At 41.0% G+C, this 18133-nt stretch carries 9 protein-coding genes; 5 read left to right on the top strand and 4 right to left on the bottom strand.

Annotated elements, in window-relative coordinates; all coding sequences use genetic code 11:
• Positions 1-113: 113 nt before the first annotated feature.
• From EV194_RS04165 to EV194_RS04150, 4 genes are all read right to left on the bottom strand, one after another.
• Positions 114-2888 carry an alpha-amylase family glycosyl hydrolase gene (locus EV194_RS04165; protein WP_132432430.1) on the bottom strand — a complete coding sequence of 925 codons (2775 nt, stop codon included), beginning with the start codon at positions 2886-2888 and terminating at the stop codon, positions 114-116.
• A gap of 235 nt (positions 2889-3123) precedes the next feature.
• Entirely contained in the window at positions 3124-4956 is a 1833-nt protein-coding gene (locus tag EV194_RS04160) for a SusF/SusE family outer membrane protein (RefSeq protein WP_132432428.1), read from the bottom strand.
• Positions 4957-5034: 78 nt separating this feature from the next.
• Positions 5035-6663 (bottom strand): RagB/SusD family nutrient uptake outer membrane protein, encoded by a 1629-nt coding sequence (locus EV194_RS04155; RefSeq protein WP_132432426.1) that lies wholly within the window; start codon positions 6661-6663, stop codon positions 5035-5037.
• A gap of 29 nt (positions 6664-6692) precedes the next feature.
• Positions 6693-9701: a SusC/RagA family TonB-linked outer membrane protein gene (locus EV194_RS04150; RefSeq protein WP_132432424.1), complete on the bottom strand. Its 3009-nt coding sequence runs from the start codon at positions 9699-9701 to the stop codon at positions 6693-6695.
• A gap of 543 nt (positions 9702-10244) precedes the next feature.
• Here EV194_RS04150 and EV194_RS04145 point away from each other — a divergent pair.
• From EV194_RS04145 to EV194_RS04125, 5 genes are all read left to right on the top strand, one after another.
• Positions 10245-11255, top strand: a complete 1011-nt coding sequence (locus EV194_RS04145) for a LacI family DNA-binding transcriptional regulator (RefSeq protein ID WP_132432422.1) — start codon at positions 10245-10247, stop codon at positions 11253-11255.
• Positions 11256-11825: 570 nt separating this feature from the next.
• On the top strand, positions 11826-13172 hold the full coding sequence (locus tag EV194_RS04140) for an MFS transporter (protein WP_243699324.1): 1347 nt from the start codon (positions 11826-11828) through the stop codon (positions 13170-13172).
• Positions 13173-13293: 121 nt separating this feature from the next.
• Positions 13294-13941 carry a beta-phosphoglucomutase gene (gene pgmB / locus EV194_RS04135; RefSeq protein ID WP_132432420.1) on the top strand — a complete coding sequence of 216 codons (648 nt, stop codon included), beginning with the start codon at positions 13294-13296 and terminating at the stop codon, positions 13939-13941.
• Between the two features lie 11 nt (positions 13942-13952).
• Entirely contained in the window at positions 13953-16268 is a 2316-nt protein-coding gene (locus tag EV194_RS04130) for a family 65 glycosyl hydrolase domain-containing protein (protein ID WP_132432418.1), read from the top strand.
• On the top strand, positions 16261-18129 hold the full coding sequence (locus EV194_RS04125; RefSeq protein ID WP_132432416.1) for a glycoside hydrolase family 13 protein: 1869 nt from the start codon (positions 16261-16263) through the stop codon (positions 18127-18129). The genes EV194_RS04130 and EV194_RS04125 overlap by 8 nt, the downstream gene beginning before the upstream one ends.
• The last annotated feature ends 4 nt before the right edge of the window (positions 18130-18133 follow it).

Below are 18133 nucleotides of genomic sequence, written 5' to 3'. Positions count from 1 at the left end.
AATAATAGATCCAAACGAATCATCAGCCAGTATCAAAGTGTGATATATAAAAAACGGTGGTACTTACCCAAAAGGCAAATACCACCTAATTGAAATATTGAGTTAATATATTTCTATTTCAAGAACTTTCTCCTACTCACAATTCCATTCTGATGCACCACTTGAATAAAGTAAAAACCGGCAGACAGATGGGATGTTTCTAATTCAAGATCATGATCATCGACTATACGTTGCAATAATTGTCGTCCATTGGCATCAAAAACATACACAGATGAAATCACATAAGGTGACTGCACATAAAGCTTATCATTTACCGGAATCGGATACATCTCTATATTTACCGCCGATTTCTGCAAATCACGTATAGAAGTTGTCGGATCAAATCCAAACATTTTGGTGGAAGAAAACAGAGTAAATGCTCCCGGAGCCAGCTCAACTTCCAATGACAGATCTTCAACATAAATACTGTCACCTTTAAAGTGATTGTACCACCAACCGGTTGAACTAAACTGTGGTGCGACAGTCCGTGTTTGAGTGTCAAAATTACCGACAAGACGAATGTCGTTGCTCTCGTGGTTAAGTGCTATATGCTTAACAGCTCCTGCAACATTCATATTATAATCAGTGGTAGAAAAGACAGCCTCTTCCCTTTTCAAATGAATCATTTGCGAATAAACATTCCATAAACGTTTACGATCAGCGTTTTCAAGATAATCCCATTTTGGCGGTTTTGGTGCCAAACGGCCACCAAAATCATCAATGCTGTAGTCAAATCCTAATTCCCCGAACTGCCAGATCATTTTAGGCCCCGGGATAGAAAATAAAAATGCTGCCGCAGCCTTTTTCCTGTTCAGTGCGTTCCGGAGATTTTTAACTGAATAACCAGGAACTTCTGCTCCATAGTTCAGTGCACGGAACATAACCCGCTCTTCATCATGGCTTTCCATGTAGGCTATAAGGTTTGGATTGCTCCAGCCCCTGTTGGAATATGACGCCCAGGAGAAATCTGATTTTCCACCATCATGATAGCCCATTACAGCCTCACTAAAAGAGTAATTCATATTTCCCCAGAGTAGAATACCGTAGTCTGCCAGAACTGTCTCTTCAGAGTTATCGGCCAAATGCTCAAAAATAATGATGGCATCATCCTTAACTTCACGAAGATTATCAACCATTCTCTTTAAAATAGCGACCCGGCTGGCATCATACTCGCTGGCCCATGAGTTGGGTCCGTATGGCGTGTTCGTAAATCCTTTGGTAAAATCGAACCGGTATCCATCAATATTAAACTCCGTTACCCAAAAAGAGAGAACACTATCAACCAAAGCCTGGGTATACTCACTTTCGTGATTTAGAGGGAACCCCCATTGTAAATGCGGATTCTGAATGTTATTATCTCTTAAATACCATGGGTTATTAGAAGCAGCTCGTCCACCCTGAAAATACATTTGCAAAAGAGGTGACTGACTAAATGTATGATTCAGAACAATGTCCATGATCACTGCAATGCCACGTTCGTGGCATGCATCTATAAATGCCTTATAGTCATTGGCTGTTCCATAAGCCTTATCGGTGGCAAAAAAGAAAGAAGGATTATATCCCCAACTCTCATTTCCTTCAAATTGATTAAAAGGCATTAATTGAATGGCATTCACACCTAATCTCACAAAATAATCAAGCGTATCTGTAATGGTTTTAATGTCCTGATTGCTTGTAAAGTCCCTGATCAGAACCTCATAAATCACAAGATCTTCGTTTGCAGGGGGTGAAAAATCTACTACCTGCCACGGGTAAACTTCGGGAGCAGTATTTACCACCGCAGCCAAACCGGTTGTTTTATCGGCCGGAAATGGTTTTAAATTTGGGTAAATTCTATCCGGGATATAATGATCATTCCATGGATCAAGCACCTTGTTTGTATATGCATCGGCAAGCCGAAGAGAACCGTCTATAAAATATTGGTAAGCATATTCCACCCCTGGCTCAAGATCATTGATGGTTAACCAGTAGAACTCACCATCCCGCTTCATTTGAGAATCTGGATTTGGCTCCCAATCATTGAAATCACCTATAAGATATACATATTCCTTAAAGGGTGCCTGCAGAACAAACGTTACTGTTTCTTCATCAATGACATTGGCTCCCAAACGTAATCCTTCTGGCTTTGGTTCCTCTACCGTTTCCTGCCGAATGAATAAAGACCGGGTTTGGAAAACTGAGTTGTCCTGATCAAATGCTTCAAGTTTTAATTCATGTACTCCAGAGGCTGGTGCCGCAAAAGTGTGCTCCAATGTTGAAGAAGATGTTTCGTGTATGACATCCTCATTCAGGTACAGTTTCATTCCATCTGCATTCATAGAATGTCCCACAACAGTAATCTCCTCATTGGCCAAAACAAGCATATCGTCCTGTGGCGACTGAAAAACAACTGCAAGTTCAGGCTTAAATACATCTATAAAAATGTCGCTGCCATCGGTATCTTTGCCTTCTCTCCAACTTCCGTTTATTTGTGTGGCACTTCTGAAAACAAAGGCCATTTGAAGAATCTCTTCTTCGGCAGGAACACCGTAGTATTCCCTGATGTTATCGATAACCAGTTGATGCCTGTTGTAGGCAACCATGGTTAATTTTGCTTTGGGGATATTTTCGCCCCACTCAGCAATCACATATCGCCAATCTGAGCTTCCCGTACTCTCATTGGTTATGACTCCTGTGTGTGCGTAGATTTCTCCGGTAAAATTCACCAATCCTCTTGATCCCCTGTCGGCATAAAATGTTATTGTAACCGACTCATCTTCTGTAACTATAACCGGCTCTGTAGTAACAACCTGAGATTGCACTCCACCTATGAATATGAAAAGAAGAATTATTTGTAGTAAATACTTCATACGCTAAAACCCTTAGAGTTTTTTTTAAAAAAATAAACAAATATCTGGCATGATATTTCCTCGTGAGTCATTCTCAATTCTCCTTATTCGTTCATAACGAATAAGATTCATCTCTATATGAACAACTCATACAACAGCATCAGATGATGTTTTAATAAACAAGCAAATACTCACCCGATGAAAAAATCATCGGGTGAGTGTAAAGTGTATAAATTATAAACTGGTATGTTTGGTTCTAGTCTTCAATTGGTGTAATTACAATAGAACTACTTCCCAAATCAAGAACAAAATGATATGTACCGCTTTCGGCAACAAACTCCCAGTTTGGATCTCCATGACCTTCAGCAACGATAATTACCGAAGTATCAAAATCTGTAATGATGTCGTGCCCCATGCTAAGTGGACCCCAATCCTTTTGCGCAAACAATCGGAAATGCTCATTTTTATTAAAGTTGATTTCACCTTCCAATCTATTTTCACTGGTCCAGGTAATTGTGGTAACAGGCTCATCCCAGCTCCATCCGTGCGTTGCCGATCCGGTTAAATACAATTCACTAAAAGGTTCTATTGTAATTCTATCTTCAGCATAGTTAATGCGAACCATATAAAGACCGTCCTCAGGGACAAAAGCATTACCAGCATCAGTCGTAAATCCAACAGATTCACCTAGTTGTTCAAAGTCACCGCCCCAACCTTTTTCGGTGTTCCATTTGAATCCATTAGCAGCATTAAAATGACGAATGATCCAGAATTCTCCCTCTTGTCCCGGGAATGGAAGCATCTCCACTATACCATCAGACTCCCAATTCCAATCTCCAAAATCGGTTCCAATCATGTAAACATTTTCTGGAAACTCTTTGTATTCTTGGATGGTAATGGTCATTTCATTTGCATTAACAGCATCAATCATAAACACAATGGTGAATTCACCTGTTTCGGTTACCATCAAATTGCCATCATCATTAATGACCAGACTTGAACTATTGGCTGCATCAAGATTATCATATCCAGCATCGAAATTGATATCGTTCTGAGGTGCAGCCACGCCATTTAGCGTACGGATTTTAAACCCTGCGTCTGCATCAATGACCACTTTCTCCCAAGTCCAGGTATATTTACCTTCAGAATGCGAAGGAACACCTGCATTATCTGCCAACAATACATTACCCCAAATCCATGCCTGATCTGGTTCTGCACCTTCGTTTTCTGAACTGATGGCAGCACCAACCAATTCTACTACAACGCCATCCCAATCGGTTAAATCAGCTGCTTCATTTTGAACAATTGTAAATCTCAGATTTTCAACATCCAGAGTAATTGTGTAGTTTCCTCCCGGGGTATTAATATCTGCTCCATCAGCTTCCAGTGCAACATTGGCCTCCTCTACAACAGTACGCTTATCACCAACCAAACCTAAGTTGTGCGCCCACGCATTAGACGGGTCTTTCTCAGGAGCACGGAATTTGAAATCTCCAGGGGTCATATCAACAGTAAGAGAATATAATCCTGTTTCTGCATTATAACTCATTGTTCTCTCATCAGCATCGGTCCATCCGCCTACAGCGCTACCAATAACGGTCCATCTTTCTGCCGCTGGCCCATCAGACATAAATGGGTTTACAACAATTCTGACAATCTCAGAAGGAACATTAATACTGGTACCAATAAGTCTGGCTCTGACTCTGATGTATGCATAAGCATCTTCGCCAACTTCATATCCCAGAGCAATCAACGTTTGATTAAACGTTAATACAGTCGAGGTAAATGTTCCCTCAGTCCGGTTTTCAGTGCCTGACAAAGTGCGTGGAGCAGAAAAATCAGCCGCCTTAGAAACTTCAATCAAATATTCCTCTGAAACATTTACATCAAACAGAGCCTTTGAGAATGAAAACACCATAGGTTGTGAGGCATCCTCTTCCAGCAATTGAAAAGATTGATCATGAGTTGGACTTGTCAAAGCAGGGGGTGTTGACGCATCCAAATCCAATGTGGGTTTAAACTCGTCTTCGCAAGCAGCAAAAACAGCCAGACCCAGAATAGCTATTATTAAAAATCTTAACTTCTTCATAGAGATAATTATTTAAACAGTTTTTGAATTTTTACCAAAGGCACTTTAAAGAGTGCCTTTGGGCAAAAACCGAACAGATTAATTTGAATAACCGGTATTTTGTATCAAATTAGGATTTGTATCCAAATCATTCACCGGAATTGGATATAAGTCTCTAAACGCTCCTGTAGAACGTCCCTCGGGAACGTTTCCTTTCCATGTCCAGATATAATCGCCACCTGTGAGTTTACCAAAACGAATCAGGTCAGTTCTTCTATGTGCTTCCCAATAAAGTTCTCTTGCACGTTCATCCAAAATAAAATCCAAAGTAAGTTCAGAATCAGTGATTCGATGGTTGGTGTTTCCGAAAGCACGGTCACGTAGTTCATTAACCAATTGTAGAGCAGTAGCTCTGCTTCCACCTTGTCCTCCTCTTAGCACAGCTTCGGCATACATAAGATAAGCATCGCCTAAACGGAACATTGGGAAGTCAGTGCTGGCAAAGTCTCCCTCTGCCATTGGGTCTGGTTCCCCGTCAGATCTTAAATTTGTGAACTTGGAGACACCAATACCATGAGTGAACAAACCAACATTTTCTACTTCCCATGACCAACTTTCAGGATCGAAGAAGAACTGAGCTCGCTGATCTTCTCTGGCACTAAATACAGGATCTTCAGTAGTAAAATCGCTTTCATTAAACCCAAAAATCTCTACAAGCTCTTTGATTCCTCTGATTCCACCCCATGCACCAACACCATTTGGCAACATATTTCCACCTCTTGATGCATTGGTAATAAATGTCATACCACCATATTGCTGAGTATTTTGAGCATTAAAAGAAATTGGGAAAATGATTTCCGGACTCTGGTCATTATCTACCCTAAACATTCTGATGTAGTTTGGATCAATTGAATAACCTCCTTCATTAATCACTTTATTGAGGTAGGTTAACGCTTCAGTATATTTTGATTCTCCAATATAAACCTGTGCATTAAGATACAATTTAGAAAGCAACATCCACGCAGCAACTCTATCAACACGAGCATATTCATTGGTACCAGGCGCGGCAAGCTCGCCTTCTAAATCAATAAGCTCCTGCTCGATGTAATCGAAAAGATCGGCACGTGTGATTCGTTGAGGGAAAAATGCCCCAATCGGATCTTCTTCTGTTACAAAAGATACGTTTCCAAACATATCAATGGCATGCCAATAAGAAAAAGCTCTTAAGAAACGAGATTCTGCCTGATATAGTCTAAGATCTTCAAGAAAATCACCTGTTGCACTACCCATAGCTTCTTCAGAAGTCCTGATGAATTCATTTGCCAATGTAATGGCATAAAATATACGTGAGTACATAGCACCAATAAACACATCATTTGGAGACCAGGTGTGCCAATGAAAATCTTTAATACTGGCATCATCCCAAGCCATCACGGTCTCATCTGTTGGCAACTGTTGTAAATTCCAGTATAAACGCAGGTAGTTACCAAAGCCTTCATCAATCCCTTCGATATCAGGCAGACCACCACCTCCACCACGTTGACCACTGATGGCATAGGTTGCATATACACGTGCCAATGCACGTTTATATGATAACTCATCAGAAAATACATTTGTTGCAGTTGCCTCATTAGGGTCAATAGGCTCTACATCCAAATCGTTTATGCATGCTGTAAAGGCTACCATCACAGCAATTGCAAATATTGATAGAAATTTAATATGTCTCATATTCTATAATCTTTTAAGAAGTGATCATTTTAGAAGTTTACATTCACTCCCAACATAAATGTCCTTGGTCTGGGATAAATATTGTTATCAATTCCTCCGGAAACCTCAGGATCTAATCCGGAATAATCAGTAATAACAAATGCATTCTGTACCGAAGCAGTAACACGACCACTTAATCTCTCAGTCAACAATCTTTCGAATGAATATCCCAGCGTGATATGATCCATTCTGAAAAATGAAGCATCTTCTAAATAAACGCTAGACCAATATTGTGCATTTGTGAAATTGGTTCTCTGCACAGCCTTTGGAATGTTTGAAAGGTAACCAGACTGGTTGTAAAGCTCCTGATAAATAGCTCTGTCTGACCAGTTATTGTTATACACCTCATTTCCAATACTTAATCTTCCGGCAAACGAAAAGTCCCAGTTTCTGTATTTGAGGTCAGAAGAAATACCAATCAAGAAATCGGGAGTTGGCGTTCCCATAAAGTATTTGTTGTCATTATTTCCGGCAACATTACCACCTTCTCCGGTTTTATCTACATACAATCCTTCAATCGGCATTCCGTTGGTATCATAAACCTGCTGGAACAGGAAGAAAGTATTGGCTGCTTGCCCTACACGGTTCCACATAACTGTGTTTCCTGTTCCTCCTGAAATACCTCCAAGAGGATATCCTACACCTGCATCTTCTGTGTCAAGATTAGAAAGAGAAGTAATTTCATTTCTGTTGGCAGCAAAATTTGCTCCTATACTCCAACTCAAATCCAATCTTGATATGGCACGATAGGTCAAACCGATTTCAACCCCCTGATTTTCAAGAGAGCCAACATTAGTAGTCAGATAGTTAGAAAAATTAGTACCTGCTGCAATTGGAACATTACTTATAAGATCAACTGTTTCTCGGTGATAAACATCTACTGAACCCTGGAACCGGTTATTCAGGAATCCGAAATCTAAACCAAGGTTATAGGTCGTTGTCTCTTCCCACTTAAGATTAGCATCATATGGATTTGGTCTCAGAGTTGAATAATAGGTATCGCCAAATCGATAATAGGCACCTTGCTCACTTTCCCTGTAAATTGGGATATATGGGTAATAATTTGTACCAATATCCTGCTGGCCTGTCACTCCATAACCTAAACGCAACTTTAATTCAGAAAGGAAATCAGCGTTCTCAAGGAAAGACTCTTCATTTATCTTCCATGCCAAAGCAAAAGCGGGGAACAATCCCCAACGATTGTCTTTTCCAAATCTGGAAGAACCGTCATTTCTTAATGTAGCAGTTACCAGGTATCTGTCCATAAAAGCATAATTCAAACGTCCAAAGAAAGACACCAAATAGTTTTCATTCTTATAAGAACGAGAACCGGCTCCGATGTACTCGCCATCATCACCCATTTCCCAGGATCTGTTGCGTGAACTGCCTGAGCGGTAAAAATACTGCCATCCATAACCAGCTGTAGCATCAAATCTGTGGTCTCCAACTTCGGCCATGTAATTCAGATAAAAATCAAGCAATTGATTCTTGCGTGTTCCTCTGTAACTTTGCACGTTAAATGAAGGTTCACGTAAACTCCATGAAGCTCGTGGATCGGTATTATTGTTACCCTCTCCCTCAGAAATTTCCATACCCATGTTCAAATTAGCTCTTAGCCCTTCCAAAAATGGAACAGCATAATCGAACTGAATATTACCAATTGCTGACTGAACATCTGATTGGTCATCCCTATAGGCTAAGCGGGCCAATGGGTTGTGAGTCGCAATATTTATGGGGTTTCCATTCAATTGATCAGCCTGAGCCAATTCAATCCATGTAAAATAACCACCATATCTGGTGTTATCATTTCTGATTGGCTGCGATGGGTCAAACTGAAAGGCTGAAGAAATCGCATCCTGATTAGAGAAATTATTATGAATGTCCATCCCTTTCAGGTTAATGGTAACCCTAAGTTGATCATCAAAGAAAGAAGGATTTGCAGTCACAGCAAGAGTTGTTCTTGACAAACTTGATTCCTTAAGAATACCATTTTCTATGGTGTGTCCAATAGAAGCTCTAAATGGAATATCATTGTAGCGTCCGTAAAAACTCACGTTGTGGTCTGTAGAAACTGCAGTTCTGTAAATTTCATCCTGCCAATCAGTATTAGCTTGTCCCAATCTGGTTAATGCTACAGGATCCATGCCATGATTGGCAACGCGATCGGCAACTAAATCACGAAACTCATTCCCGTCAAAAACATCATGATATTTAACCAATTGTCCAACTGAAACATTTCCGGTATAGTTAATATTCAGACCGTCCTTTGTTCCCCTTTTGGTTGTAATAATAATTACACCATTCGAAGCCCGTGATCCGTAAATGGCAGTTGCAGAAGCATCCTTTAGAACAGTCATTGACTCGATATCATTAGGATTTATGGTAGAAAGGGGGTTAGCCAATCCTTCTACTCCGCTATTATCAACGGGGAACCCATCAATAACAATAAGCGGATCATTTGAGGCTGATAATGAAGACCCTCCCCTGATTCGGATCGTTGATCCGGATCCGGGTGCTCCACTGCCTTGTGTAACCATTACACCAGGAATACGTCCCGTAATCAATCCTTGTGGCGTGGTAATTGGACCGCGGTTGAAGTCATCCGCTCCAATTACATTCACTGAACCAGTAGCGTCAGACTTACGTATTTGTCCATATCCAATAACGACCACCTCATCTACTCCAAATACACTCGGCTGCATAACAACGTTAAGAACTGCTGCGTCGGCAGAAACATTTCGTCTTTCTGTATCGTAGCCAATAAAAGAAAATTGTAACATATCCCCTACATTGGCATTAATTGAATAGGTTCCATCAATAGAAGTAATTGTTCCTGTTGGCGTTCCGGCAATCACAATAGTTACTCCTGGAACAGGTTCTCCATTAGCACTATCTGTGACCCGACCCGTAACGTTTACCTGCTGAGCAGATACTCCCAAGGGAATAAGGCAGCCCAATAAAAGCATCAGGAATTTTTGTTTTAATAACATCTTCTTCATAAAAACATGATTTAGTTAATTTTTATAAAAGTTTTTGGCGTAAGATTCTGATGCTCGTTAGCATGACAAAATCTTATAAACGGGGAAATAAAAATGAATTAACAACTTTTCGCTTCAATCTGAAATCAAAAATCATTGCAACAAATATAGAGCAAACAGAAAGAATTGTAAACATGTTTTAACATTGATAGCCAGTTTTTTGCAGGATATTTTTCGCAATCGTAACCGCAAACGTTTGCGGTTACGATTGCGAAAATCCCATATGTTTTATAACATGTTTTAGACATCTTCCGCAAACGATTTAAATTTTTATAAGTAATTCTTACTCTATACGAATATACAATCACCAAACTCCATATAAACATTAAGCAATCCTAACTTTCAATTTAAAACCACATATAATTACATCAACTATTTTAGTTAACCTGACAACTTACTCTTCAAGCACTAAAAAGAGCATTTTGCGGGATCTTTTAACAAGACATTCCTTTTTTTTATTAATTTTAAATCAGTAACAAAAAAACACCACAGAACTTAGAGTATATGAAACCTTCACACATCACCATAAAAGATATTGCACGAATTTTAGGGGTTTCCCCTTCTACTGTTTCAAGAGCATTAAAAGACCATCCGGACATCAGTGAAGAGACCCGTAACCTGGTAAAAACATTTGCAGAAAAAGTAAAATACCGGCCAAATGCTTTAGCACTAAGTCTTCGAAAACAAAAAACCAATACTTTAGGCCTGATTATTCCCGAAATCGTTCACCACTTTTTCTCATCGGTCATTAGTGGGATGGAAGATCTGGCCTATGGAGAAGGTTACCATATGATGATATGCCAATCCAACGAAAATTATTATCGGGAAGTGATCAATACCCAAGCACTTTTGGATCACAGAGTAGACGGGTTGCTGGTTTCCATAAGCAAAACAACGAAAGAGTTCAACCATCTGCAAACAGCTATTGACAATGGAACACCAGTCGTGTTTTTTGACAGAATATGCGACGAAATTGAAACCGACAGAGTCATTACCGATGATTTTGAAGGTGCCCGCGTAGCAACCGAACACCTTATAGAATGCGGATGCAAAAAAATTCTCCATCTGGCAGCTCCCAAACATCTGTTAATTGGGAAGAAAAGATATGAAGGGTATTGCCATGCTTTAAAAAGTCATAATATCGAGATAAAAGAAGAGTTCACATTAAAATGTGATACCAGAGAGGAAGTTCTTACCATGCGACAGCACCTTCTGGACATTGCTCCTGAAATTGACGGCGTTTTTGCCGTCAATGATAGTACTGCCATTGCTATCATGCAAGTATTACAGCAAAATGGATATAAAATTCCTGAACAAATTAAAGTTATCGGTTTTGGAGACGGACCCAATGCAACCATCGCTTCGCCGCCGCTTTCTACTGTAGAACAAAAAGGATATGAAATGGGACGTGAGGCCGTGCGAATGCTTATTCAACGATTGGAGAACCCCACAGCACCAATCAATTACCAAACCAAAATAATTACCCCAACATTAAAAAAGAGAAGTTCAACATAGAATTTAAATCTTCGAAAACGATTGCGAACAAAGTAAATCAAGCATCTTTCTAGAATTTAACAAATTAGAGCAAACCCTTCGCAAACGATTGCAATAAGGCAACTCACTGCATACCTGCAATAAACACAAATAAAAAAAATCTTTGCTTTATTTACATTAGATTAAAAACCTCCTATATTTGTCTTTGTAAACGGGAAATTTACAATTTAGAAATTACCACAACAACTTTCTTTTACCTGCCAGACAGGTTCGCTTTTACTTAAATCAAACTATTGCATTTTTTATTACAAATTACTGTGTCGATTAACGATACACGAGTAATAGCAGGTGATATTGTACTCTTTTTATAATATTCTAACAGAAGTTGCCCATATTTTTCACTTAAGAAAGAAGCAGCGCAGAGAATTAGAAGCAAGAGAGAGTACAATCATATAGAACATGGCTAATTTATTTAGCGTATTGAATAAAACAAGTATTAAACATTCTATAAACTATTAATTAACCTTTTCGTGAGCAGAGGAACTTTTGAAGGAATGGTTCATGAATCACACGAATTAATATCTAAAACAGATGAAGCAATTACCTCGGCTGTCAACAGCACAAATTTGGAACATGAGCGTAGGCTTTTTGGGAATCCAGTTTGGTTTTGCCCTGCAAAATGCCAATGCAAGTCGTATTTTACAAACATTTGGAGCCAATGTTGAACACCTTTCATGGTTTTGGCTTGCAGCTCCAATAACCGGCATGCTTGTACAACCCATAGTGGGGCATTACAGTGATCGCACCTGGACCCGCTTGGGACGACGCAGACCCTTCTTCCTGGCAGGGGCAATCTTCGCTGCCATAGCATTGATTTTTATGCCCAACTCAGGATCATTAACATTATTTATTCCGCCTATGCTTATTGGAGCAGGGATGCTGATGGTTATGGATGCATCATTCAATGTAGCCATGGAACCTTTTAGAGCTCTGGTTGCAGACAAACTTCCCAATGAACAGCGAGCCAGAGGCTTCTCGGTGCAAGCAACACTAATTGGGATTGGTGCAGTTGTCGGGTCACTTATTACTTACGTTCTGGCAGAATGGTTGGGTGTTTCCAAAACCGCCGATCCGGGAATTGTACCTTCCAATGTTATCTACTCCTTTTATGTTGGTGCCGCCGTATTGGTAGGAGCCATCATATGGACGGTAGTAACAACCAAAGAGTACTCGGCAAAAGAGCTTAAAGAGTTTGGAGTGGCTGAAGAGACCGATGACACGAAGGAGAAAGATGCCGGATTTATGCAAATTTTCAAGGACTTTGCAGCAATGCCAAAAACCATGAAGCAACTTGGTCTGGTTCAGTTCTTCTCATGGCTTGCGCTTTTTGGAATGTGGGTTTTCACCACACCGGCAATTGCACAACATATTTATGGATTGGCGCCAAACGACACTGCATCTGCTGAATACAACAATGCAGCTAACTGGGTAGGAGTTCTATTTGGTGTTTATAATGGTGTTGCCGCAATTTTTGCATTTACATTACCATTCTTAGCAAAGAAAATTTCGCGCAAGGGAACACATGCTGCTGCATTGGCAATTGGAGCAGTTGGATTAATTTCTATCTATTTTATTCAAAGTCCTACCATGCTAATTGTTCCAATGATTGCCATTGGTATTGCATGGGCAAGTATTCTATCAATGCCTTACGCAATCTTATCCAGCGCTTTACCGGCAGCCAAATATGGAATTTACATGGGGCTGTTTAACTTTTTCATTACCATGCCGCAAATTGTAAACGGAATATTTGGCGGACCAATCATTAAGCGTGTTTTCGACTCACAGGCCATTTACGCTTTAATTATTGCCGGAGTCAGTCTTTTAATCGCTGCTATTTCGGTGGTATTTGTTGAAGATAAAATGGAGAAAGAAGGGTAGGACGGAGACCGGAAACCGGAGACCGGAGACTGGAAATCGGAAATCGGAAACAGGAGACTGGAAGTGTAGTGAATGGAATTCCGCAAAGCGGAACCGAAAGAACATATTAAAACTAAAAAGCATGATAAAAGCCTGTTTGTTTGACCTCGACGGAGTGATAGTTGATACCGCCAAGTATCACTACATCGCCTGGAAGGAACTGGCAAGTGAGATGGGATTTGAATTCACCCTTGAACACAATGAACGCCTTAAAGGTGTAAGCCGAATGGCTTCACTTGATATTCTTCTTGAAATTGGAGGAGTAACTAAATCCACCCAAGAGAAGGAAGAGCTTGCAGATCGCAAAAATGAGCATTACCTCTCATTTATACTGCAAATGAAACCCGATGAGATTTTACCGGGAGCAAAAGAGTTCCTGACAGAATGTAAGAAAAATGGGATTGCGACAGCTTTGGGATCGGCAAGTAAAAATGCCATGACCATTTTGGAACGCCTGGAACTAACCAAGTATTTTGACGCCATTATTGATGGAACCAATACAACCAAGGCAAAACCAGATCCTGAAGTATTTCTGAAAGGAGCTGAAGCGCTTAACGTTCCGGCCAGCACGTGCGTTGTTTTTGAAGACGCCGAAGCCGGGGTGGAAGCAGCCATATCTGCAGGAATGAAATGCGTGGGCATTGGTTCACCTTCAATTCTTTCAAAAGCCAACATGGTAGTAAGCGGGCTGGACAAAATTAAATTGCAGGACATTATTAAACTCCAATAACTGACAGTAAGATGAGACAATATTTGAAGCACGATGAGTGGAGAATAATTGAAGAAGGTTTTAATCCTGATTACCAGCGAGCTTCCGAGAGCATATTCAGTCTCGGAAACGGTAAAATGGGACAAAGAGCCAACTTTGAAGAAACATACAGCGGATCAACCCTTCAGGGAAGCTATATTGCCGGGGTGTACTATCCCGATAAAACAAGAGTTGGATGGTGGAAAAACGGATACCCTGAGTATTTTGCCAAGGTCCTGAATTCTCCCAATTACATAGGAATCAACGTTGAGATTGAAGGTGAACAACTGGATCTATTTATGTGCAAAACCGAAGGTTTTGTGCGTACCCTCGATATGCAAAAGGGCATTTTATCCAGAGAATTCAAAGCGACTTTAAACAGTGGGAAACAAGTTAAAGTAGAAGCAACACGGTTTCTTAGCATGTCTGAACCTGAATGTGCATTTATCAGGTACGCTTTAACTCCTCTCAATTTCACCGGGCAAGTGGCCTTTGAGCCATATATTGATGGTGATGTGGAAAACGAAGACTCCAACTATGATGAGAAATTCTGGAACATTTTAAGCACCAACAGCAAAGATGGAGAAGGTGAACTGATGGCTCAGACGAAGAAACTGGATTTCAGGGTTGCATATGCCATGAATTGGGACATCAACACACGAAATCACAAAGTTTCCTCTTCACACAATGCTGTTAGAACATCAAACAGAGTAGAAATTAAAGCCTCTGAAAACGAAACCATCGTTTTCGACAAATTCATAGGCGTTACCAGTTCTTTAAATCATCAAAACGAGCAACTTATTAGCAAGGCTCAACAAAGAGCGTTGCAGGCTAAAACAGTAGGATTTGACAAAATGCTGAAAATCCAGATCAATCATTGGGCCACCATTTGGGAACACAGCGACATCAAGATTGAAGGAGACGTAGCAGCCCAGCAGGGAATCCGCTTTAACATTTTCCAGCTGAACCAGACCTACACCGGCGATGATGAAAGGCTGAACGTGGGACCCAAAGGGTTCACAGGCGAAAAATACGGCGGAACAACCTACTGGGACACTGAAGCATATTGTATTCCGTTCTTTTTGGCTACTGCACCGCAGCATGTTACCAGAAACCTGCTTGTGTATCGTTACAAACACCTTCAGAAAGCCATTGAGAATGCGGAGAAACTTGGATTCACAGGTGGTGCTGCACTTTACCCCATGGTTACCATCAACGGAGAAGAGTGCCATAATGAATGGGAAATTACCTTTGAGGAGATTCACCGAAACGGAGCCATAGCATTTGCCATTTACAACTACATCCGCCATACAGGTGATGAAAAATACCTGGAAGAATATGGCCTGGAGGTTTTGATTGGGATTGCAAGATTCTGGGCCCAGCGAGCCAATTGGTCGGGAGAAAAACAGAAATATGTCATTTTGGGCGTTACTGGGCCAAACGAATACGAAAACAACATCAACAACAACTGGTACACCAACAAAATGGCCGTTTGGTGTATGACTTACGCAGCCAAGGCACTAAAAATTGTGGAAACCATGAACCCCTCCCGTTATCAGGCCATTTTAGAAAACATCGATTTTAAATATGCTGAGGAGACTGCTAAATGGGCAGAAATATGTGAGCAGATGCATTTCCCATTTAATACGGATCTAAACATCTTTATGCAGCAGGATGGTTTCATGGACAAGGAACAGATGATGGCAGATGACCTGCCGGCATCCACCCGGCCAATCAACCAGCATTGGTCATGGGACAGAATCCTGCGTTCATGCTTCATAAAACAAGCCGACACACTTCAAGGCATTTATGTATTTGAGGAAGAATTTGATACAGACACCATTCGTCGACATTTCGATTTCTACGAACCTCGCACTGTGCATGAATCATCGCTCTCGCCTTGCGTTCACGTCGTGCTTGCAGCACGTCTTGGCAAACAGGAGAAAGCATACGAACTCTATCTGCGCACCAGCCGCCTGGATTTGGATGACTACAACAACGAAGTTCATGAGGGCCTTCACATCACCAGTATGGCCGGAACATGGATGTCGATTGTAGAAGGTTTTGGAGGAAAACGGGTAAAAGATGGAAAACTCCATTTGAACCCAATCATTCCGCAACAATGGAAATCCTATGCATTCATGGTGGTATTCAGAGGGAACTATCTGGAGGTCAAGGTAAGCCAGAAAAATATTGAGATCATCTCTCATGCCAGTAATGAAGCAACCCTAATGGTTTACAACGAAAAAGTAACCGTAAAACCATCAGAATCTGTCACACTATCATTAAAACCTACATACTATGCTTAAAAAGAGTAGATTTATCATTCTTATGCTCCTGGCCACATTGTTGGTTGGGAACGGAAATCAGAGTTTTGCATCAAACATAAAAGAGAGACTCGAGCCCGCTTCCTGGTGGATTGGATTTCAAAACCCAACCGTTCAGTTAATGGCATACGGTAAAGACATCGCGTTACTAAGACCGGAAATTGATTATCCAGGTGTTTCCATTGAAAGAATCATCGCGGTTGAAAATCCAAACTATCTTTTCATCGATGTAAATATCAGTAAGGATGCCAATCCCGGAAAATTGGAGATCAGGTTCAGAGACGGACGCAGAGTTCGTACCACCAGAACATTTGAACTCTTAACCCGCGAAGAAGGCTCAGCCGAAAGGGAAGGGTTTAATCAGTCGGATGCCATTTACCTGATTATGCCCGACAGGTTTGCAAATGCCAACCCCGATAACGACATGATTCCCGGAATGCTTGAAAAGCCAAACCGGGACGAGCCATATGGACGTCACGGGGGCGATTTACAAGGAATTAAAGAGCGTCTGGATTTCATTAGCGATATGGGATTTACTGCCATTTGGTTAAACCCTGTTCTTGAAAATGATCAACCGGTAGCATCTTACCATGGATATGCCACTACAGATTATTATAAAATCGATCGCAGACTGGGAACCAATGAGGAATTTAAGGCTCTGGTGGATGCAAGTCGCGAAAGAGGCATCAAAATTATCATGGATATGATTTTCAACCATTGTGGGAGCAAGCATTGGTGGATGAACGATTTACCAACGGAAGACTGGGTGCATCAATACCCTGAGTTCACGCGCTCAAACTATCGTTTGAGCACGGTTTCGGACCCATATGCATCAAAAGCTGATTTTGATCTGACCGTTCGTGGCTGGTTCGACACAACCATGCCGGATATGAACCTGAAAAATGAACTTGTTCTCAACTATCTGACCCAAAAAAGCATCTGGTGGATTGAGTATGCCGGACTACAGGGCATCAGAATGGATACTTATCCTTATCCCGACAAAGACGCAATGGCGGACTGGGTTCTTCGCGTAAAAAGAGAGTACCCCGACTTCTCAATTGTTGGTGAGTCATGGATTGGCAACACTTCGCAACTGGCTTACTGGCAAAAGGACTTTCCGAATCAGGATGGATACAATTCCTACATCAAGAACCTGTTTGATTTCCCATTGGCCTACGCCATCAGCAGTGCATTTAACGAAGGTGAAGGATGGGACAGTGGATTGCAGCGTCTTTACGATGTATTAGCTGACGATCATCTTTACCGTTATCCAAAACACCTGGTAGTATTTGCCGAAAATCATGATTTCGGCAGAATGATGCACTTCTTTAACTACGATATCAACAAAATGAAACTGGCCATTGCATTTTTGGGTACAGTGAGAGGTATTCCTCAATGGTACTATGGTAGTGAAATTTTGATGGGCGAAGATGGAGGTCTAAGTCATGGTGCCATTCGTCAAAACTATCCGGGAGGATGGCCCGGCGATGAAGTGGACGCCTTTACCCGCGAAGGAAGAACAGCAGAGCAAAACGAGGTGTTTGACTACCTGACCACCGTGCTCAACTACCGTAAAAACAGCCATGTCATTCATCACGGAAACACGCTGCATTTTGTTCCTCAAAACGAAGTATATGTCTATTTCAGATATTTAGACGGAGAAGCCATCATGGTAATGATGAACAATAATGATGAAAACAATACCGAGGTGGACATGAGCCGCTTCAATGAAATTTTGGCCAACTATTCAGGCGGAAGAGAGATAGTCACAGGAAAGAGATATGAAAAACTGGACAAAATAACCGTTCCGGCAAAATCAGCCTTGATTATCGAACTTAAATAGCTAT

Origin of the sequence: Natronoflexus pectinivorans (genome assembly GCF_004345615.1) — a bacterium.
Lineage (GTDB): Bacteria > Bacteroidota > Bacteroidia > Bacteroidales > Marinilabiliaceae > Natronoflexus > Natronoflexus pectinivorans.
Note: the sequence above shows the minus strand (reverse complement) of the source record. Positions and strands in the feature narration are given on the sequence as shown.